Source organism: Tabrizicola sp. M-4, from assembly GCF_051132405.1.
Classification (GTDB): domain Bacteria; phylum Pseudomonadota; class Alphaproteobacteria; order Rhodobacterales; family Rhodobacteraceae; genus Paragemmobacter.
On record NZ_CP128606.1, the window covers coordinates 1,678,884 to 1,696,913 of the forward strand.

At 65.2% G+C, this 18,030-nt stretch carries 22 protein-coding genes; 13 read left to right on the top strand and 9 right to left on the bottom strand.

Annotated elements, in window-relative coordinates; translation table 11 throughout:
* Positions 1 to 39: 39 nt before the first annotated feature.
* From TabM4_RS08045 to TabM4_RS08065, 5 genes are all read left to right on the top strand, one after another.
* Positions 40 to 672 (top strand): ATP-dependent Clp protease proteolytic subunit, encoded by a 633-nt coding sequence (locus tag TabM4_RS08045; RefSeq protein ID WP_434620919.1) that lies wholly within the window; start codon positions 40 to 42, stop codon positions 670 to 672.
* A 122-nt stretch (positions 673 to 794) separates the two neighbouring features.
* Positions 795 to 2,063 carry an ATP-dependent Clp protease ATP-binding subunit ClpX gene (clpX, locus tag TabM4_RS08050; protein WP_434620922.1) on the top strand — a complete coding sequence of 423 codons (1,269 nt, stop codon included), beginning with the start codon at positions 795 to 797 and terminating at the stop codon, positions 2,061 to 2,063.
* A gap of 231 nt (positions 2,064 to 2,294) precedes the next feature.
* Positions 2,295 to 2,669, top strand: coding sequence for an NADH:ubiquinone oxidoreductase subunit NDUFA12 (locus TabM4_RS08055; protein ID WP_434620925.1), 375 nt, complete (start codon positions 2,295 to 2,297; stop codon positions 2,667 to 2,669).
* A 27-nt stretch (positions 2,670 to 2,696) separates the two neighbouring features.
* Positions 2,697 to 3,170, top strand: coding sequence for an outer membrane lipid asymmetry maintenance protein MlaD (gene mlaD, locus TabM4_RS08060; protein ID WP_434620927.1), 474 nt, complete (start codon positions 2,697 to 2,699; stop codon positions 3,168 to 3,170).
* Positions 3,167 to 3,577 (top strand): DUF2155 domain-containing protein, encoded by a 411-nt coding sequence (locus TabM4_RS08065; protein ID WP_434620930.1) that lies wholly within the window; start codon positions 3,167 to 3,169, stop codon positions 3,575 to 3,577. Before mlaD ends, TabM4_RS08065 begins: the two co-directional genes overlap by 4 nt.
* Here TabM4_RS08065 and aat read toward each other — a convergent pair.
* From aat to accB, 3 genes are read right to left on the bottom strand one after another with little or no spacing between them, the layout of a single operon-like run.
* On the bottom strand, positions 3,484 to 4,170 hold the full coding sequence (gene aat / locus TabM4_RS08070; RefSeq protein ID WP_434620933.1) for a leucyl/phenylalanyl-tRNA--protein transferase: 687 nt from the start codon (positions 4,168 to 4,170) through the stop codon (positions 3,484 to 3,486). The genes TabM4_RS08065 and aat overlap by 94 nt on opposite strands.
* Positions 4,171 to 4,218: 48 nt before the next feature.
* Entirely contained in the window at positions 4,219 to 5,568 is a 1,350-nt protein-coding gene (accC, locus tag TabM4_RS08075; RefSeq protein WP_434620936.1) for an acetyl-CoA carboxylase biotin carboxylase subunit, read from the bottom strand.
* 11 nt (positions 5,569 to 5,579) lie between these two features.
* The gene (gene accB, locus TabM4_RS08080) at positions 5,580 to 6,074 is read right to left on the bottom strand and encodes an acetyl-CoA carboxylase biotin carboxyl carrier protein (protein ID WP_434620939.1); all 495 of its coding nucleotides are present in this window, start codon (positions 6,072 to 6,074) and stop codon (positions 5,580 to 5,582) included.
* Positions 6,075 to 6,363: 289 nt separating this feature from the next.
* Here accB and TabM4_RS08085 point away from each other — a divergent pair, with 289 nt between their 5' ends.
* The 3 genes from TabM4_RS08085 (at position 6,364) to preA (ending at position 9,684) form a co-directional block, all read left to right on the top strand.
* A complete protein-coding gene (locus TabM4_RS08085; protein ID WP_434620942.1) occupies positions 6,364 to 7,704 on the top strand; it encodes an NAD(P)-dependent oxidoreductase in 1,341 nt (446 codons plus the stop codon).
* Between the two features lie 69 nt (positions 7,705 to 7,773).
* Positions 7,774 to 8,310, top strand: a complete 537-nt coding sequence (locus tag TabM4_RS08090) for a DedA family protein (RefSeq protein WP_434620945.1) — start codon at positions 7,774 to 7,776, stop codon at positions 8,308 to 8,310.
* A gap of 75 nt (positions 8,311 to 8,385) precedes the next feature.
* Complete coding sequence (preA, locus tag TabM4_RS08095) at positions 8,386 to 9,684, top strand: NAD-dependent dihydropyrimidine dehydrogenase subunit PreA (protein ID WP_434620948.1); 1,299 nt, start codon at positions 8,386 to 8,388, stop codon at positions 9,682 to 9,684.
* A gap of 106 nt (positions 9,685 to 9,790) precedes the next feature.
* Here preA and TabM4_RS08100 read toward each other — a convergent pair whose 3' ends face one another.
* Positions 9,791 to 10,036: an N-(5'-phosphoribosyl)anthranilate isomerase gene (locus TabM4_RS08100; protein ID WP_434620951.1), complete on the bottom strand. Its 246-nt coding sequence runs from the start codon at positions 10,034 to 10,036 to the stop codon at positions 9,791 to 9,793.
* 83 nt (positions 10,037 to 10,119) lie between these two features.
* Here TabM4_RS08100 and TabM4_RS08105 point away from each other — a divergent pair, with 83 nt between their 5' ends.
* Positions 10,120 to 11,124 (top strand): LLM class flavin-dependent oxidoreductase, encoded by a 1,005-nt coding sequence (locus TabM4_RS08105; RefSeq protein WP_434620954.1) that lies wholly within the window; start codon positions 10,120 to 10,122, stop codon positions 11,122 to 11,124.
* A gap of 18 nt (positions 11,125 to 11,142) precedes the next feature.
* On the opposite strand, the gene TabM4_RS08110 is transcribed toward TabM4_RS08105, so the two are convergent.
* On the bottom strand, positions 11,143 to 11,748 hold the full coding sequence (locus TabM4_RS08110) for a TetR family transcriptional regulator C-terminal domain-containing protein (protein WP_434621968.1): 606 nt from the start codon (positions 11,746 to 11,748) through the stop codon (positions 11,143 to 11,145).
* Positions 11,749 to 11,838: 90 nt separating this feature from the next.
* On the opposite strand from TabM4_RS08110, the gene TabM4_RS08115 reads away from it, so the two are divergent.
* A complete protein-coding gene (locus TabM4_RS08115) occupies positions 11,839 to 12,123 on the top strand; it encodes a cupin domain-containing protein (protein ID WP_434620957.1) in 285 nt (94 codons plus the stop codon).
* Between the two features lie 233 nt (positions 12,124 to 12,356).
* Here the strand turns inward: TabM4_RS08115 and TabM4_RS08120 are convergent, their stop codons facing one another.
* Complete coding sequence (locus TabM4_RS08120; protein WP_434620960.1) at positions 12,357 to 12,812, bottom strand: heme-degrading domain-containing protein; 456 nt, start codon at positions 12,810 to 12,812, stop codon at positions 12,357 to 12,359.
* Positions 12,813 to 12,832: 20 nt separating this feature from the next.
* Positions 12,833 to 13,480: a TetR/AcrR family transcriptional regulator gene (locus TabM4_RS08125; RefSeq protein WP_434620963.1), complete on the bottom strand. Its 648-nt coding sequence runs from the start codon at positions 13,478 to 13,480 to the stop codon at positions 12,833 to 12,835.
* Between the two features lie 136 nt (positions 13,481 to 13,616).
* On the opposite strand from TabM4_RS08125, the gene TabM4_RS08130 reads away from it, so the two are divergent.
* Together TabM4_RS08130 and hydA are read left to right on the top strand one after the other, a co-directional pair.
* Positions 13,617 to 14,867, top strand: coding sequence for a Zn-dependent hydrolase (locus TabM4_RS08130; RefSeq protein WP_434620966.1), 1,251 nt, complete (start codon positions 13,617 to 13,619; stop codon positions 14,865 to 14,867).
* Positions 14,868 to 14,956: 89 nt separating this feature from the next.
* Positions 14,957 to 16,411 (top strand): dihydropyrimidinase, encoded by a 1,455-nt coding sequence (gene hydA, locus TabM4_RS08135; protein ID WP_434620969.1) that lies wholly within the window; start codon positions 14,957 to 14,959, stop codon positions 16,409 to 16,411.
* An 11-nt stretch (positions 16,412 to 16,422) separates the two neighbouring features.
* Here hydA and TabM4_RS08140 read toward each other — a convergent pair whose 3' ends face one another.
* On the bottom strand, positions 16,423 to 16,839 hold the full coding sequence (locus TabM4_RS08140; protein ID WP_434620972.1) for a cupin domain-containing protein: 417 nt from the start codon (positions 16,837 to 16,839) through the stop codon (positions 16,423 to 16,425).
* A 56-nt stretch (positions 16,840 to 16,895) separates the two neighbouring features.
* Positions 16,896 to 17,033: a hypothetical protein gene (locus TabM4_RS08145; protein WP_434620975.1), complete on the bottom strand. Its 138-nt coding sequence runs from the start codon at positions 17,031 to 17,033 to the stop codon at positions 16,896 to 16,898.
* Between the two features lie 78 nt (positions 17,034 to 17,111).
* Between TabM4_RS08145 and TabM4_RS08150 the strand changes: the two genes are divergently transcribed.
* On the top strand, positions 17,112 to 17,912 hold the full coding sequence (locus TabM4_RS08150) for an ABC transporter ATP-binding protein (protein ID WP_434620978.1): 801 nt from the start codon (positions 17,112 to 17,114) through the stop codon (positions 17,910 to 17,912).
* The last annotated feature ends 118 nt before the right edge of the window (positions 17,913 to 18,030 follow it).

An 18,030-nucleotide genomic window follows, 5' to 3' on the forward strand; every position in this document is an offset into this window, starting at 1 on the left:
TCCGTCGTTAGATCATGTGAGACATAAAGGCAGGCCGAAATGCGCGATCCCGTCGAACACTACATGAATACCCTCGTTCCCATGGTCGTCGAACAGACGAGCCGGGGCGAGCGGGCCTATGACATCTTCTCGCGCATGTTGAAGGAGCGGATCATCTTCCTGTCCGGTCCGGTGCATGACGGCATGTCGAGCCTGATTTGCGCGCAGCTTCTGTTCCTTGAGGCGGAGAACCCGTCGAAAGAGATCAGCATGTACATCAACAGCCCCGGCGGCGTGGTGACCTCGGGCCTGTCGATCTATGACACGATGCAATACATCAAGCCGAAGGTTTCCACGCTGGTGATCGGGCAGGCGGCATCCATGGGGTCGCTGCTGCTGACCGCCGGGGAGAAGGGGATGCGGTTCTCGCTGCCCAATTCCCGCGTCATGGTCCACCAGCCTTCGGGCGGCTATCAGGGGCAGGCGACGGATATCATGATCCATGCCCGCGAGACCGAGAAGCTGAAGCGGCGGCTGAACGAGATCTATGTCAAGCACACGGGCAACGACTATGACACGGTCGAGGCTGCGCTGGAGCGGGACAATTTCATGTCGGCCGAGGATGCGAAGGCCTGGGGCCTGATCGACGAGATCGTCGAGAGCCGCGGCAAGGCTGACGACACGGCGAAGTGACAGGGTGCCCCCCGGGCGGGCCGTCCGGCCGGGGGTTTTTTGGCATTGTGGGGGCGCGGGCCTTGGCCTAGACTTTCACGCAAGACCGGTCTGAGGGCCGGGTTCTGGCAAAGGACGACCGAATGGCGAACAACTCCGGCAGCGACAGCAAGAACACGCTCTACTGCTCGTTCTGCGGCAAGAGCCAGCATGAGGTGCGCAAGCTGATTGCGGGGCCGACGGTGTTCATCTGCGACGAATGCGTCGAGCTGTGCATGGACATCATCCGCGAGGAGACGAAATCCTCGGGCCTGAAGTCGAGCGAGGGGGTGCCGACGCCGCGCGAGATCTGCAAGGTGCTGGATGACTATGTGATCGGCCAGATCCATGCCAAGCGCGTGCTGTCGGTGGCGGTGCACAACCATTACAAGCGGCTGAACAATTCGTCGAAGACGGATATCGAGCTGTCGAAGTCGAACATCCTGCTGATCGGGCCGACGGGGTGCGGCAAGACGCTGCTGGCGCAGACGCTGGCGCGAATTCTGGATGTGCCCTTCACGATGGCGGATGCGACGACTTTGACGGAAGCCGGCTATGTCGGCGAGGATGTGGAGAACATCATCCTTAAGCTGCTGCAGGCGTCGGAATACAATGTGGAGCGGGCGCAGCGCGGGATCGTCTATATTGACGAGGTCGACAAGATCACGCGCAAGTCGGACAATCCTTCCATCACGCGCGATGTTTCGGGCGAGGGTGTGCAGCAGGCTTTGCTCAAGATCATGGAGGGCACGGTTGCGTCGGTGCCGCCGCAGGGCGGGCGCAAGCATCCTCAGCAGGAATTCCTGCAGGTCGACACGACGAACATCCTGTTCATCTGTGGTGGGGCCTTCGCGGGGCTGGAGAAGATCATCGCGCAGCGCAACAAGGGCAGCGCGATCGGCTTTGGCGCCGATGTGAAGGACCCGGATGCGCGCGGGGCGGGCGAGTTGTTCCGCGAGTTGGAGCCGGAGGATCTGCTGAAATTCGGGTTGATCCCGGAATTCGTGGGCCGTCTGCCGGTGATCGCCACGCTGAACGATCTGGACGAGAGCGCGCTGGTGACCATCCTGACGGAACCGAAGAACGCGCTGGTGAAGCAGTATCAGCGCCTGTTCGAGATCGAGGGGGTGAAGCTGACCTTCGCGCCGGATGCGCTTTCGGCGATTGCCAAGCGGGCGATCAAGCGGAAGACGGGCGCGCGGGGGTTGCGGTCGATCATGGAGGATATCTTGCTGGATACCATGTTCGAATTGCCGGGAATGGATGGCGTGGCCGAGGTCGTGGTGAACGAGGAGGCAGTGAATTCGTCGGAGGCGAAGCCGATGCTGGTTTACACCGATGCGAAGAAGAAGGAGCCGGCCACGGCGGGATGATCCTGCGCATGGCGGTGCGGACTATGGGGCGGGCCTTGCGGCCCGCCTTTCCGTTTCTGGGAGGCGCGATTTTTATGCGAAAAATCGGGGTGGGGGCGGGGCGGGATTTTTCGCAGAAAAATCGTGCCGCCCCGCAGGGATGGTCACTTTCCCGCAGGTGCGGCGGCTTGGTGCTGGACCTTTTCGGCGGGTTCGGCCATATGGGGACCAAAGGTTTCCCGGAGGCTTACGATGGATTTCCTCAAGCGGCTTGTCACATGGTGGAACGGCCAGACGCTGGGCACGCAGCTTTACACCTCGCGCAAGGGGGTGAAGGTGGGCGAGGATGAGCAGGGGAACGTCTATTATCAGACGCGCGACGGCAAGCGGCGCTGGGTGATCTACAATGGCGAGGCCGAGGCGAGCCGGGTCAGCCCCGACTGGCATGGCTGGCTGCATCACACCTGGGCCGAGCCGCCGACCAAGGCGCCGTTGAAGCACAAGGCGTGGGAAAAGCCGCATCAGGAGAACCTGACCGGCACGGCGGCGGCCTATGCGCCGCCCGGATCGATCCGCCGCCCGGAACCGGTGGCGCGGCGCGATTACGAGGCGTGGCAGCCCGAGTGACGGGGCTTTCTGGAACGGAGCGCGGGCATGGCTGAGAATCGGGCAGAGGTTCTGGCCGGGGCGGCGGTATTGGCGGCGGCTATCGGCTTTCTGATCTATGCGGGACGGGAAACCGGGGCGCAGGGCCCTGCGGGAAGCTATGAGCTGACGGCGTCCTTCCGGTCGGTCGAAGGGGTGCGGGTCGGCACCGATGTGCGTCTGGCGGGGGTGAAGGTGGGCAGCGTCACCGCGCTGGAGTTGAACCCGCAGACCTTCTTTGCCGATGCGGTGCTGAGCGTGCAGCAGGATGTGGTGCTGCCGGATGACTCGGCGGCGCTGATCTCTTCCGAAGGGTTGCTGGGCGGGAATTTCGTCGAACTGGTTCCGGGCGGATCGCTGGACAATCTGGCACCGGGGGCAGAGATCGAGGATACGCAGGGCGCGGTTTCGGTGATTTCGCTGATGATGAAATTCGCGGGGGGCGGCGATGACGCCGCGCCTGCGGATGGGGTGGTGGAATGATCCGGGCCGCGGTTCTGCTGGCCCTGCTTTCGGGGCCCGCGGCGGCGCAGGGATATAGCGATGCCGAAGGGGGCATCCTGCGCTGGCTGGACAAGCTGACGGGCGAGACGGCGGATATCGAACTGGTCCGGGGGCAGGAAGCGGTGTCGGGGCGGTTGACGATCCGGCTGGATTCTTGCCGCTTTCCGACGGAGAACCCTGCATCCGATGCCGAAGCGCATCTGACGATCATGGATAGCGGCGTTGCGGCGCCAGTCTTCGAGGGGTGGATGGTGGCCTCCTCTCCCGCGCTTTCGGCGCTGGACCATCCGCGTTACGATGTCTGGGTGCTGCGCTGTTCGCTGCCCGAGGGGGCGTTGCCGGAGGCGGTGACGCCGGAGACGACATCCGAGGGTGAGGGCGAATAGCCCGCCGGATGGAAGGTCGCCTGCCCCTGCAGGGCGGCGGCGAGGCGGCGGTGATAGTCACCGCGGGGTATTTCGATGCCGCCAAGGGATGCCAGATGCGGCGTCAGGAATTGCGTGTCGAAGAGGGTGAAGCCGCCCGCGTTCAGGCGGTGGACGCACCATGCCAGCGCGGCCTTTGAAGCGTCGGTGCGCCGGGAGAACATGCTTTCCCCGAAGAAGGCGGTGCCGAGGGTGACGCCATAGACCCCGCCGATGAGGGATGTGCCGTCCCATACCTCGACCGAATGGGCAAAGCCGCGATGGTGGAGCGCCATGTAGAGGGTGAAGATCGTGTCGTTGATCCAAGTCTCGTCCCGGTCGGCGCAGGCTTCGACGGTGGCGGCGAAAGCGGTGTCGGCGGTGACGCGCCAGCCGGAGCGGAGGATGGTTCGGCGGAGGCTGCGGGAGATGTGGAAGCCGTCGAGGGGAAGGATGCCACGGCGGCGGGGATCGACCCAGTGGATCTCGGGATCGTCGCGACCTTCGGCCATCGGGAAGATGCCCGCGGCATAGGCGCGGAGCAGGATTTCCGGGGTGATGGTGTTGGTGGTCATGGGGAGGAGTGCAGGATGGGCTGGTTGGCCCATCCTACAGGTTTCGCATCATTCCGCGAATTGCGCGGCGAGCCATTTTTCCAGCCAGTGGATGTTGTAATCCCCGTTCTGGATATCGGGTTCCGCCAGCAGCATGTGGAAGAGGGGGACGGAGGTGTCGATGCCGTCGATGATGAGTTCCCCCAGCGCGCGTTTCAGGCGGGCGAGCGCCTCGGGGCGGTCGCGGCCATGGACGATCAGCTTGCCGATCAGGCTGTCGTAATAGGGCGGGATGGAGTAGCCGCCATAGAGCGCCGAATCCATGCGGACGCCAAGGCCACCCGGCGCGTGGAAGACGCGGACCTTGCCGGGGCAGGGGGCGAAGTTCGGCAGTTTTTCCGCATTGATGCGGACTTCGATGGCGTGGCCATTGATTTCGAGGTCCTGCTGGCCAAAGGACATGGGCAGGCCTGCCGCGACGCGGATCTGTTCTCGGACGAGGTCCACGCCGAAGATGGCCTCGGTCACCGGATGTTCGACCTGCAGGCGGGTGTTCATCTCGATGAAGTAGAACTTCCCGTCCTCATACAGGAATTCGATGGTGCCCGCGCCGATATAGTTGATCTTGGCGACCGCGTTGGCGCAGATCTCGCCGATTTCCGAGCGCATCTTGGGGGTGATGGCGGGACCGGGGGCTTCTTCGAAGACCTTCTGGTGGCGGCGCTGGAGCGAGCAGTCGCGTTCGCCCAAGTGGACCGCCTTGCCTTTGCCGTCGCCGAAGACCTGAATCTCGATATGGCGGGGCTTTTGCAGGTATTTCTCGATATAGACTTCGTCATTGCCGAAGGCGGCCTTGGCTTCGCTGCGCGCGGTGCGGAAGGCGATTTCGAGTTCCTCGGCGTTCTTCGCGACTTTCATCCCGCGCCCGCCGCCACCGGCGGTGGCCTTGATGATGACGGGGTAGCCGATTTCGGCGGCCACGGTCTGGGCGGTTTCAAAGTCCGGCACGCCGCCGTCGGAGCCGGGGACGACCGGGATGCCCAGTTCCTTGGCGGTTTCCTTGGCGGTGATCTTGTCGCCCATGATGCGGATATGTTCCGCTGAGGGGCCGATGAAGGTGATGCCGTGGTCTTCCAGCGCTTGGCTGAAGGCGGCGTTCTCGGACAGGAAGCCGTAGCCGGGGTGGACGGCCTGCGCGCCCGTGATCTCGCAGGCGGAGATGATGGCGGCCTTGTTCAGGTAGCTTTGCGAGGAGGAGGCGGGGCCGATGCAGACGGATTCGTCGGCCATGCGGACATGCATCGCGTCGGCATCGGCGGTGGAATGCACCGCGACCGACTTGATCCCCATTTCGCGGGCGGCACGGATCACGCGCAGCGCGATCTCGCCCCGGTTGGCGATCAGGATTTTCTCGAACATCGGGTGTTCCCTTATTCGATGATGAGGAGCGGGGCGCCGTATTCGACGGGGGTGCCGTCTTCGACGAGGATGCGCTTCACGGTGCCCGCCTTGGGGGCGGGGATGTGGTTCATGGTCTTCATCGCCTCGATGATGAGGACGGTCTGGCCTTCGGTGACGGTCGCGCCCACGGTGACGAAGGGCGCGGCGCCGGGTTCGGCGGCGAGGTAGCAGGTGCCGACCATGGGCGAGGTCACGGCGCCCGGATGCTGGGCCGGGTCTTCGGGTGCGGCGGGGGCGGCGGCTGCCGGAGCGGCGGGGGCCGCGGCAGGGGCCGCGTGATAGACGGGGGCAGGGGCGGCGGCGGCGACCGTCACGACGTTGGCCTGCTTGATGACGCGGACTTCGAGGCTGTCGTCGTCGCCGTATTCGCGCTTCACCGAAAGCTCGGTCAGTTCGTTCTTGTTCAGAAGTTCCGCGAGCGCCTGGATGAAGGCGACATCGGCTTCGGTGGTGTTCTTGCTCATGCCGGTCCTCTGCTGGCGACGTTGCGCCGGGTTCTTGGTCAGGCCCGGCGCGGCGCGAGAGGGGCGCCGCCCGGGGGTTGGCGGACCTTATACGCGAGGCGGCGAGAGGTGAAAAGCGGCGAAATCGGGGGGCGGCGTGGCGGGCGGATGCCTGCTTTTTGCGCATCCAAAGCGGATTGGGCGGGGGTGGGCGGAAAAATCGTAGGGCAGCGTAATTTTACCGTTTGATAAAAATAAGGGCCTGTGGCAGCGTTCGGGTAATGAGAAAAGCCAGCAGGGAGAAGATACCTTGTCCAACAGCCAGCTTACGCCCGGGGTCGTGCCGGGACGTCTGCCCGCCGAGGCGATTGCGAAGAATTTCGGCGACCATGAACCGCCCTTGGATGCGCATGAGGCGCGGGTGGCGGCGGATCGCTGCTATTTCTGCCATGACGCGCCCTGCATGACGGCCTGCCCGACATCCATCGACATCCCGCTATTCATCCGCCAGATCGCGACGGGGACGCCGGAGGCGGCGGCGCGGACGATCCTGAGCCAGAACATCCTTGGCGGCATGTGCGCGCGGGTCTGCCCGACCGAGACGCTGTGCGAAGAGGTCTGCGTGCGCGAGGTGGCGGAGGGCAAACCGGTCGAGATCGGGCGGCTGCAGCGCTTTGCCACGGATACGCTGATGGCGAAGGGGGTGCATCCCTTTGCGCGCGGGGCGGCGACGGGGCGGAAGATCGCGGTCGTGGGTGCGGGGCCTGCGGGTCTGGCGGCGGCGCATCGGCTGGCGATGAAGGGGCATTACGTTGTTGTCTATGATGCGCGGCCGAAGGCGGGTGGCCTGAACGAATACGGGATCGCGCAGTACAAGAGCACCAATGACTTCGCGCAGGCGGAGGTGGAGTGGCTTTTGCAGATCGGCGGGATCACGGTGAAGACCGGGGTCGCGCTGGGGAAGGGCGTGACGCTGGCCGAGTTGCAGAAAGACTATGACGCGGTCTTCCTTGGCATGGGGCTGGCGGGGGTAAATGCCCTGCGGGCTCCGGGCGAGGACTTGGCGGGCGTGCGTCCGGCGGTGGATTTCATTGCGGTGTTGCGGCAGGCGAAGGACAAGTCGGTACTGCCGATTGGCCGGGACGTGGTGGTGATCGGGGGCGGGATGACGGCGGTGGATGCCGCCGTGCAGTCGAAGCTGCTGGGCGCGCAGAACGTGACCATCGTCTATCGGCGCGGGCAGGAGAAGATGTCGGCTTCCGGTTACGAACAGGAGCATGCCACCAGCGCGGGGGTGCGGATCATCACCAATGCCTCGCCCGTGGCGGTGCATCAGGCGGGGGCGGCGATGGAGGTGGAGTTCGCCTATACCGTCGACGGGCCGGAGGGGATGAAGCCCACGGGCGAGACGTTCCGGCTGCGCGCGGATCAGGTGTTCAAAGCCATCGGGCAGACGCTTTCGGGCGCGCCGGAAGGACTGGCGCTGTCGGGTGGCAAGATCGCCGTGACGGGTGCGGGGCGGACATCGGTTCCGGGCGTCTGGGCCGGGGGCGACTGTGCCGCGGGCGGGGAAGACCTGACCGTCACGGCGGTGGCCGAGGGGCGCGATGCGGCGGAGGATATCCACGCCGCGCTGATGGCCGGGCAATGAAAATGGCGCGCTCCCCTTTACCGGGGCGCGGAGATGCCCCATGTGCCTTGCCGGAAACGGTGAGGTATCATGGATCTTTCGTCCGAGGCGATCATCGCCTTCATGGAGCGGCATCAGGAGTGGTCCTTCTGGCTGGCGCTGGTCTTCGCGGCGGCCGAGACGACGGCCTTCTTGTCGCTTCTGGTGCCGTCGACGGCCATTCTGGTGGGTGTGGGCGCGACCGTGGCCACGGGCGCGGTGCCGTTCTTTCCCATCTGGGCGGGGGCGGCGCTGGGGGCCTTGGTCGGGTCCACCTTCAGCTGGTGGCTGGGCTGGACCTTCGGGGACCGAATCCTGAAGATGTGGCCGATGCGGGATCATCCGGAGCTTGTGGGGCAGGCCGAGGACGCCTTCCGCAAATGGGGAATGGGCGCGGTCTTCGTCGGCCATTTCTTCGGGCCGCTGCGACCGGTGATCTTCCTTTTCGCCGGCATGATGAAGATGTCGCTGCCGCTGTTCCTGATTGTGAACGTGGTGGCCGCGATGGCATGGGCCTATGTGATCCCGAAATTCGGCGAGGTCGGCGGGATCATCATCGGCTGGTTCTGGAACCTGTTCGGGTTCTGAGACGCAATTCCAATTCAGATAGCAAGACGGCGGCGGGCTGCGGCCTGACCGCGCGCGCCAACATGGAGGTTTGTCATGGCTGACCTGACGTCGAATTTCATCGGGATCAAATCGCCCAACCCGTTCTGGCTGGCCTCGGCCCCGCCGACGGACAAGGAATACAACGTCCGCCGCGCCTTTGACGCGGGCTGGGGCGGGGTGGTGTGGAAGACGCTCGGCTCCGAAGGGCCGCCGATCGTGAACGTTTCCGGGCCCCGTTATGGCGCGATCTGGGGGGCGGATCGTCGGCTGCTGGGGTTGAACAATATCGAGCTGATCACGGACCGGCCTTTGTCGGTGAACCTTGAGGAGATCCGGCGGGTCAAGAAGGACTATCCCGACCGGGCGCTGGTGATTTCGCTGATGGTGCCCTGCGACGAGGAGTCGTGGAAGGACATCCTGCACCGGATCGAGGATACCGGAGCGGACGGGGTGGAGCTGAACTTCGGTTGCCCGCATGGGATGGCGGAGCGGGGGATGGGCTCTGCCGTGGGGCAGGTGCCGGAATATATCGAAATGGTCACCGCCTGGGTGAAGCATTATTCCAAGATGCCCTGCATCGTGAAGCTGACGCCGAACGTGACGTCGATCCTGCCACCCGCCATGGCGGCGAAGCGGGGGGGCGCGGATGCGGTTTCGCTGATCAACACGGTGAAGTCGGTGACGAATGTCGATCTGGACAACTTCTCGCCCTTCCCGATGATCGACGGGAAAGGGTCGCATGGTGGCTATTGCGGGCCTGCGGTGAAGCCCATCGCGCTGAACATGGTGGGCGAGATCGCGCGGCATCCGGAGACGCGGGGGCTGCCGATTTCCGGGATCGGCGGCGTCACGACATGGCGCGATGCGGCGGAGTTCATGGCGATGGGGTCGGGGAACGTGCAGGTCTGCACGGCGGCGATGACCTATGGCTTCAAGATCGTTCAGGAGATGATCTCGGGCCTGTCGCAATATCTGGACGAGAAGAACATGCGGCTGGATCAGTTGATCGGGCGCGCGGTGCCGAACTTCGTCGAATGGCAGGACCTGAACCTGAACTACGTGACCAAGGCGCATATCGATCAGGATGCCTGCATCTCCTGCGGGCGCTGCTATGCGGCCTGCGAGGATACCTCGCACCAAGCCATCGCCATGTCGCCCGACCGCGTCTTCACCGTGAAGGACGAGGAATGCGTGGCCTGCAACCTGTGTGTCAACGTCTGCCCGGTGGACAACTGCATCACCATGGTCGAGATGCCGAAGGGCGCGACCGACCCGCGCACGGGGCGGGTGGTGGGCGATTATGCCAACTGGACGACCCATCCGAACAACCCGTCGGCACAGGCGGCGGAGTGACGGGCCGCCCCCCCGGGGGATACCCCCGGGGGGCGAAGATTTTTCGGATGAAAAATCTTCGCAGGTGAAAAATCTTCGGATGAAGATTTTTCGTCGGCGTCGGGGATCAGCAGACCACGCGCATCTGCCCGGTGTTGCACAGGATGATGTACTGGCCCGCGATCTCCATCGCGTGAAAGCCCCGCCTGCGGATTTCCGTCTCAAAGGCGTCGCGCCCGATCTCGCGTTCCACCGAGCGGACGGAGCGGCGGATCACGCCGCCGCTTTCGACCGCCTTGGCCGTGAAAAGAGCGTTGACCCAGGCATTGTTGGCCCGGAGCGGCGGAGGCGGGGGGCGGAGGCTGTGCTGCATGCCTGCAGAGTCCTGCGAAAAGGTGAAGATTTCCCTAAGTGGCGCGGCTTGTCAGCAGCGGGGGGGAGGGGTAGCCTTGGCCCATGCAGCATTTCTCCCTTCTTGATCTTTGCCCGGTTCCCGAGGGCGGCACGGCGGCGGATGCCTTGGCCAATACGCTTGATCTTGCGCGGCAGGCCGAGGCCTTCGGCTACCATCGGTTCTGGCTGGCCGAGCATCACAACATGCCGGGTATCGCCTCTTCCGCCACGGCGGTGGTGATCGGCCATGTGGCGGCGGGGACGCGGCGCATCCGGGTGGGGGCGGGGGGCATCATGCTGCCCAACCATGCCCCGCTTGTGGTGGCCGAGCAGTTCGGCACGCTGGCCACGCTGTTTCCCGGGCGCATCGACCTTGGGCTGGGGCGCGCGCCGGGGACGGACATGGCTACCGCGCGGGCGCTGCGGCGGGGGCTGGACGAGGGCGAGGGCTTCCCGCGCGATGTGACGGAGTTGATCGGCTATCTGGACGCGGATCACCCCGAGGCGCGGGTGCGCGCCATTCCGGGCGCGGGGACGCAGGTGCCGGTCTGGATCCTTGGATCGAGCCTTTATGGGGCGCAACTGGCGGCTTTGCTGGGGCTGCCCTATGCCTTTGCCTCGCATTTCGCGCCGCAGGCGCTGGCCGAGGCGCTGCATGTGTATCGGAGCAATTTCCAGCCCTCGCAATGGCTTGCGCGGCCCTATGCGATGATCGGGGTGGGGCTTTGCGCCGCCGCGACGGAGGAGGAGGCGCGGTTCCTGCGATCATCGCAGGTGCTGGCCTTCGCGCGGTTGCGGATGGGGCGGCCGGGCAGGTTGCCGGCCCCGGTGGAGGACCTGTCCGAAGTGCCTGCGGGCATGCGGGCCGAGGTGGAGGCGGCGCTGTCCTGTTCGGCGGTCGGATCGCCCGCTACCGTGGCGCGGCGGCTGGAGGCGCTGGTGGCGGAATACCGGCCGGATGAGATCATGGTGACGGGAATGATCCATGATCCTGCGGCGCGGGTGGAATCCTTCCGGATCGGGGCGGAAATACTGGCGGGGATCGTGGGGCGGGCGCAGGCGGCCTGAGGGGACTATCGCCGAGCGTCACGGTGCGAGCAGTTTGCGGAAGAGGGTTTCGAGATAGTCGCCCGCCTCGGCGAAGGGGTCGTGATCCTGCCCCAGCACGGCGCGGACCTGCATGTCGAAATCGGCATAGTGCTGTGTCAGCGCCCAGATCGAGAAGATCAGGTGATGCGGCGGCAGGCGCGCGATGCGGCCCTGTTCCATCCAGCGGGTGAGGACCGCTGATTTCTCGTCCACCAGATGCTTCAGGTCGATCTCGATGGCCTCGCGCATGCGGGGGGCGCCTTGCAGGATTTCGTTGGCGAAGAGGCGGCTTTCGCGGGGGAAGTCGCGGCTGAGTTCGATCTTGCGGCGGACATAGGCGAGGATCTCGGTCACGGGATCGCCAGCCTCGTCGATCTCGCGCAGGGGGTCGAGCCAGGTGTCGAGGAGGCGGGTCAGGAGGGCCTGATGCATCGCCTCCTTCGAAGGGAAGTAGTAGAGGAGGTTGGGCTTCGACAGGCCCGCCACCTCGGCGATCTGGTCAAGCGTGGCACCGCGGAAGCCGTAGGTCGAGAACACTTCGAGGGCGGCCTCGAGGATGGTTTCGGAATTCTTCTGCTGGATGCGGGTGCGCGGGCGGGTCATCATGGCTGTCGGGTTTTGCTGGGTCTGGGCCTTTGGCCCGACCTTGGCGCAATTCCGGAGCGGATGCAAAGCGGTAAGGAGGCGGCAGCGATGCGGGAGGCCTGCAGGGCGGTGGTGCTGGTGGAGGATGGGCGGGTGCGGGTGACGCGCTTCGATTTCGCGCCCGGGGCCGAGACGGGATGGCATCGGCACGGGCATGATTACGTGATCACCGCGATCACGGATTGCGAGATGGAGTTGGAGGAGCCGGGAGGCGGGCTGCGGCGGGTTACGGTTCCCGCGGGCACGGCCTATCGGCGCGAGGCCGGAGTGGAGCATAACGTCATAAATGCCGGGACGGCGGAGATGCGGTTCATCGAAGTGGAGTTGCTGTGAGCGGGCGGTCTCCGGGGCGGGGCGCGCGCCCCGCCCCGGGTTCGCGCGTCATTCGACGGCGAGGATCATCAGATAGGGCACGGCCACCAGCATTCCGGTGATGATGGCGAGCGAGCGGGTCAATCCCTTGAAGTTCATCCTTCCCTCGTATCGTTGTTTGTCCACCCGTCGCATGTAGGAAGCGGAAGGCGCGAGGGAAGCGGGCGATCACGGATTCGTGAGCGGGCCGCGCCTCAGGCTCCGGGCAGGAGCGTTTCGAGCGCCCGGACGACAAGGCGGTGATCTTCAAGTTGCGGCAGGCCCGAGACGGTGGCGCAGGCGAGGATGCCGCTGCCTGCCACGCAGATCGGCACCGCGCCGCCATGGATGGCGTAGTCTTCTTCCGACAGGCCATGCATGGCGAGGCTTTCGCCCTTGGCCGCCATGTTGCGCCCGACATGGAGGGAGGCGAGGTGGAAATGCAGCGCGGTGTTCGACTTGCGCCGCGCCCAGCGGTCATTGATCGGGGCAGCGCCGGGCATGGCGAGGTGGAAGAGTGTGCGGTCCGGGGTGCGGATGTCGATCACGATGGGAAGACGGTCCAGTTTGGCCATGTTCATCAGGGTGAGGCCAAGGCGGAGGGCGGTTTCCTCGGTGAACTCGGACAGGATGAGGCGGGCGGCTTCGGATTCGAGGTCGGTGATGTCCAAGGGGGTGCCTTTCTGGGGGCTTAGATCGCGCCGATGCCGCGCAGGATGATCTGTTTCACGCTTTCGGTGGCCTCGCGCCATTGCCGGTCGCTCAGGGGGTGGCCGGCGTTCAGGGTTTCGATCTGGTGGCCGAAATCGGCATAGTGCTGGGTCGTGGCCCAGAGCATGTAGAGGAGGTGGCGCGGGTCGATGGGCGCCATCTTGCCTTCGTCTATCCAGCGCTGGATGACGGCCATGCGGCCTTCGGTCCAGTCGCGCAGGGTGGTTTCGAGGTAATCCTGGATGACGGGCGCGCCGTGCATCACCTCGGCTGCCCAGACCTTTGAACCGTGGGGGTGGCGGCGGGAGATGTCCATCTTCGCCTCGACATAGGCACCGATGCCTTCCACCGGGCCTGCCGCATCGTCGAAGGAGGAGGCGGCGTCGAGCCAGATCTCGAAGATGTTCTGCACGACGCGGCGGTAGAGGTCTTCCTTGGTGGGGAAGTAGTAATGCAGGTTGGCCTTGGGCAGTCCCGCCATGTCGGCGATCAGTTGCATGGTCGCGCCGCCGAATCCGGCCTCGGCAAAGACCTTTTCGGCGGCGTCGAGGATGAGGCGTTCGTTCTGCTGCCTGATATCCGTGCGGCGGCCGGAGCGGATGCGTGAAATGCGGGCAGTGTCAGGCATTCGTCCCCGTGATTTTCGTTGACCGTATGGTCAGGTTGTGGTCGCCTTCGTATTGACCATACGGTCAGGAAGCGAGTCGATCAACGACGTGGGTGAGCGGGCCGGAGAGCCTGCAGCGCACAGGGAGAGCAAGCGAATGCCAGCACCCGGGGAAAACCTGCGGATCAATTCCGCGCGGCTTTGGGACAGCCTTGAGGAGATGGCCCTGATCGGGCCGGGGGTTGCGGGCGGGTGCAACCGCCAGACGCTGACCGATGCCGACAGCGACGGGCGGCATCTGTTCAAGCGCTGGTGCGAGGCGGCGGGGATGACCATGGGGGTTGATACCATGGGCAACATGTTTGCCACGCGGGCGGGGACGGACCCGGAGGCTTTGCCGGTTTACATGGGGTCGCATCTGGATACGCAGCCGACGGGCGGGAAGTATGACGGCGTGCTGGGGGTTCTGGGCGCGCTGGAGGTGGTGCGGACGATGAACGATCTGGGGGTGAAGACCCGGCGTCCCATCGTGGTGACCAACTGGACGAACGAGGAGGGGGCGCGGTTCGCGCCTGCCATGCTGGCGTCGGGCGTGTTCGCGGGGATCCATACGGAGGAATATGCCAAGGGGCGGCGGGATCTCGACGGCAAGGTCTTTGGCGAGGAACTGGCGCGCATCGGCTGGGTGGGCGACGAGAAGGTCGGCGCTCGGAAGATGCATGCGATGCTGGAGTTGCATATCGAGCAGGGGCCCATTCTGGAGGCCGAGGGGAAGACGATTGGCGTGGTGACCCATGGTCAGGGCCTGTGGTGGCTGGAGATCACGCTGACCGGGAAGGATGCGCATACCGGATCGACGCCCATGCATATGCGGGTCAATGCGGGGCTGGGCATGGCGCGGATCACGGAGCGGGTGCATCAGATCGCGATGAGCCATCAGCCGAATGCGGTGGGCGCGGTGGGGCAGGTGAAGGTTTTCCCGAATTCGCGCAACGTGATTCCGGGACGCGTCGTGTTCACGGTGGATATCCGCTCGCCCGAGCAGGCGAAGCTGGACGCGATGAAGGCCGAGGTGATCCGCGCGGCGCATGCGGTGGCGAAGGAGCTAGGTCTGGGCTGCGAGATCGAGGATGTGGGGCATTTCGATCCCGTGACCTTCGATCCGGGTCTGGTGGAAGTGGTGCGGGGGGCGGCGGAGCGGCTGGGCTATTCGCATATGGATATCGTCAGTGGCGCGGGGCATGACGCCTGCTGGATCAACCGCGTGGCGCCGACGGTGATGGTGATGTGCCCCTGCGTGGACGGTCTTTCGCATAATGAGGCGGAGGCGATCAGCCCGGAATGGGCGGCGGCGGGGACGGATGTGCTGCTGCATGCGGCGCTTGAGGTGGCGGAGGTGGTTTCCTGATGGCACCCCCGGGGGTTTTGCACCCCCGGACCCCCGCAGGATATTTGAGAACGGATGAAGCCAGCAGGTTTCGAGAGGGAGATGAGCCGATGAGCGCGACCATCATCAAGAACGGCACCGTCGTCACGGCGGACCTGTCCTACAAGGCGGATGTGCGGATCGAGGGGGGGAAGATCACCGAGATCGGGCAGGGGCTGACGGGCGGGACGGAACTGGATGCGACGGGGTGCTATGTGATGCCGGGGGGCATCGACCCGCATACGCATCTGGAGATGCCGTTCATGGGCACTTACAGCGCCGATGATTTCGAGAGCGGGACGCGGGCGGCGCTGTCGGGTGGCACCACGATGGTGGTGGATTTCGTGCTGCCGGGGCAGGGGCAGGGGCTGATGGATGCGGCCCAGATGTGGCACAACAAGTCGGGCCGCGCGAATTGCGACTATTCCTACCACATGGCCGTGACATGGTGGGGCGAGAAGGTCTGGGAGGGCATGGCCGACAGCGTGAAGGCGGGGATCACCTCCTTCAAGCACTTCATGGCCTACAAGGGCGCCTTGATGGTAAATGATGACGAGCTGTTCTCGTCCTTCCGTCGGGTGGGTGACCTTGGGGGCCTCGCCATGGTCCATGCTGAGAATGGCGATGTGGTGGCGGAGCTGACGGCGAAGCTGCTGGCCGAGGGGAATACCGGCCCCGAGGGGCATGCCTATTCGCGGCCCCCGCAGGTGGAGGGGGAGGCGACGAACCGTGCCATCATGATCGCGGATATGGCTGGGGTTCCGCTCTATGTCGTCCATGTGTCCTGCGAGGATGCCCATGAGGCGATCCGGCGGGCGCGGCAGGCGGGCAAGCGGGTCTGGGGCGAGCCCTTGATCCAGCACCTGACGCTGGACGAGAGCGAGTATTTCCATCCCGATTGGGACCATGCCGCGCGGCGGGTGATGAGCCCGCCCTTCCGGAACAAGGAGCATCAGGCGAGCCTTTGGGCGGGGCTGATGTCGGGGTCGCTGTCCTGCGTGGCGACGGACCATTGCGCCTTTACCACCGAGCAGAAGCGGTTCGGGGCGGGCAACTTCGCCAAGATCCCGAACGGGACGGGGGGGCTGGAGGACCGTCTGCCAATGCTCTGGACGCATGGGGTCGGGACGGGGCGGTTGACGCCGAACGAGTTCGTGGCGGTCACCTCGACGAATATCGCGAAGATCCTGAACCTTTATCCGAAGAAGGGCGCGGTTCTGGTGGGGGCGGATGCGGATCTGGTGGTGCTGGATCCGGAGAAGGAGAAGGTGATTTCGGCCAAGACCCAGCAGTCGGCCATCGATTACAACGTCTTCGAGGGGCACAAGGTGAAGGGCCTGCCGCGCTTCGTGCTGACACGGGGACAGGTGGCCGTGGATGATGGGGCGGTGAAGACGCAGGAGGGGCATGGGAAATTCGTGGGGCGCGAGGCGCGGCCTGCGGTGAACCGGGCGCTGAGCCAGTGGAAGGACCTGACCGCGCCGCGCCCGGTGGTGCGGACGGGGATTCCGGCCACGGGGGTGTGAGGTATGGGGGTCTAGGGGACCAGATGCTCCAGTTCCGGCAGCAGAACCACGCTTTCCTGTTCGTGCGGGTCGGTCCGTGCGATGACGGCGCGTGCGGGGGTGCTGCCGGGGTTGAAGGGCAGATGCGGCATGTCGGCGGGGATGTAGAGGAGGTCCCCCGCTTCGACCTCCATCCGGTGTTCGAGCGCGTCGCCCCAGTACATGGTGGTGACGCCGTCGAGCATGAAGATGGCGGTTTCGTGGGTGGCATGCTTGTGCGCCTTGGCGCGGCCCCCCGGCGGGATCGTCAGGAGGTGCATGCAGATGGCCTGTGCCCCCGTGGTTTCTTGGGCGATGCCTTCGAAGTAGCTGAAGCCCTGCTTGCCGTCATAGACATGGTCGGCGGAGGGGCGGAGTTTGCGACAGGCGGGACGCGGGGCACTGGTCATGGCGGGACGCTCCGTTCAGGGTCTGGGTGGAGCATGCCACGGCGGGAGGGCCTGCGTCAGCCGTCTTCTTCGGTGGGGGCGGGGTCCGGTGGCAGGGCGAAGGTGAGGACGGGGATGGAGAAGAGGTCTTCTTCCAGATCCTCGGGTGTGGGTGCGAAGGCGAGTGTGCCGGGCATGGGGATTGGGCCTTTCATGCGGGGATGCGGACAGGATGCCCGCGGGCTGCGACGGTTTGATGACGGTGCGCGGGGACGTGCCGGGAACGGATGGGAATGAAGGATACGTTGAACGCGGGCGCGCCGGTGATCGAGGCGAAGGGTTTGAACCTAACCTTCCAGACGGGGGACGGGCCTGTTCATGCGCTGAAGGATGTGAACCTGACTGTGAACCGGGGGGATTTCGTGTCCTTCATCGGGCCGTCGGGCTGCGGGAAGACGACCTTCCTGCGCTGTGTTGCGGCTTTGGAGCATCCGACCGGGGGAAGCCTGACGGTGAACGGGATGAGCCCGGACGAGGCGCGTCGCAAGCGGGCCTATGGCTATGTCTTTCAGGCGGCGGGGCTTTATCCCTGGCGGACGATTGCGGGGAACATCAAGCTGCCTTTGGAGATCATGGGGTTCGACAAGGCCGAGCAGGAACGCCGCGTCGAGCGGGTGCTGGATCTGGTGGAGTTGAAGGGGTTCGGGAAGAAGTTCCCGTGGCAGTTGTCGGGGGGGATGCAGCAGCGGGCGAGCATCGCGCGGGCGCTGGCCTTTGATGCGGATATCCTTCTGATGGACGAGCCCTTTGGCGCGCTGGACGAGATCGTGCGGGATCGGTTGAACGAGGAATTGCTGAAGCTGTGGGCCGCGACGGGGAAGACCATCGGATTCGTGACCCATTCGATCCCGGAGGCGGTCTATCTGTCCACCAAGATCGTGGTGATGAGCCCGCGGCCGGGGCGGATCACGGATGTCATCGACTCGCCTTTGCCGAAGGAGCGGCCGCTGGACATCCGCGATTCACGTGAGTTCATCGAGATCGCGCATCGGGTGCGGGACGGGTTGCGCGCGGGGCATGGCGATGAGGTGTGAGGCGTCGCGCAGGACCCCCTCCCCAACCCTCCCCCGAGACGGGGGAGGGAGTGTGCGCTGCGCGGGCGGTGCGCGGATGGGCGGCGGTGCAATTGGGTATTTGGGCCGAGACGAAGCA

Coding starts and splice junctions, on each gene's coding strand:
- TabM4_RS08125 (WP_434620963.1), bottom strand. CDS start 13,480: ATGCCTGACACTGCCCGCATTTCACGCATCCGCTCCGGCCGCCGCACG.
- mlaD (WP_434620927.1), top strand. CDS start 2,697: ATGGCTGAGAATCGGGCAGAGGTTCTGGCCGGGGCGGCGGTATTGGCG.
- TabM4_RS08105 (WP_434620954.1), top strand. CDS start 10,120: ATGCAGCATTTCTCCCTTCTTGATCTTTGCCCGGTTCCCGAGGGCGGC.
- preA (WP_434620948.1), top strand. CDS start 8,386: ATGGCTGACCTGACGTCGAATTTCATCGGGATCAAATCGCCCAACCCG.
- TabM4_RS08100 (WP_434620951.1), bottom strand. CDS start 10,036: ATGCAGCACAGCCTCCGCCCCCCGCCTCCGCCGCTCCGGGCCAACAAT.
- aat (WP_434620933.1), bottom strand. CDS start 4,170: ATGACCACCAACACCATCACCCCGGAAATCCTGCTCCGCGCCTATGCC.
- TabM4_RS08110 (WP_434621968.1), bottom strand. CDS start 11,748: ATGACCCGCCCGCGCACCCGCATCCAGCAGAAGAATTCCGAAACCATC.
- TabM4_RS08140 (WP_434620972.1), bottom strand. CDS start 16,839: ATGACCAGTGCCCCGCGTCCCGCCTGTCGCAAACTCCGCCCCTCCGCC.
- hydA (WP_434620969.1), top strand. CDS start 14,957: ATGAGCGCGACCATCATCAAGAACGGCACCGTCGTCACGGCGGACCTG.
- accB (WP_434620939.1), bottom strand. CDS start 6,074: ATGAGCAAGAACACCACCGAAGCCGATGTCGCCTTCATCCAGGCGCTC.
- TabM4_RS08115 (WP_434620957.1), top strand. CDS start 11,839: ATGCGGGAGGCCTGCAGGGCGGTGGTGCTGGTGGAGGATGGGCGGGTG.
- accC (WP_434620936.1), bottom strand. CDS start 5,568: ATGTTCGAGAAAATCCTGATCGCCAACCGGGGCGAGATCGCGCTGCGC.
- TabM4_RS08130 (WP_434620966.1), top strand. CDS start 13,617: ATGCCAGCACCCGGGGAAAACCTGCGGATCAATTCCGCGCGGCTTTGG.
- TabM4_RS08045 (WP_434620919.1), top strand. CDS start 40: ATGCGCGATCCCGTCGAACACTACATGAATACCCTCGTTCCCATGGTC.
- TabM4_RS08090 (WP_434620945.1), top strand. CDS start 7,774: ATGGATCTTTCGTCCGAGGCGATCATCGCCTTCATGGAGCGGCATCAG.
- TabM4_RS08145 (WP_434620975.1), bottom strand. CDS start 17,033: ATGAAAGGCCCAATCCCCATGCCCGGCACACTCGCCTTCGCACCCACA.
- TabM4_RS08055 (WP_434620925.1), top strand. CDS start 2,295: ATGGATTTCCTCAAGCGGCTTGTCACATGGTGGAACGGCCAGACGCTG.
- clpX (WP_434620922.1), top strand. CDS start 795: ATGGCGAACAACTCCGGCAGCGACAGCAAGAACACGCTCTACTGCTCG.
- TabM4_RS08150 (WP_434620978.1), top strand. CDS start 17,112: ATGAAGGATACGTTGAACGCGGGCGCGCCGGTGATCGAGGCGAAGGGT.
- TabM4_RS08065 (WP_434620930.1), top strand. CDS start 3,167: ATGATCCGGGCCGCGGTTCTGCTGGCCCTGCTTTCGGGGCCCGCGGCG.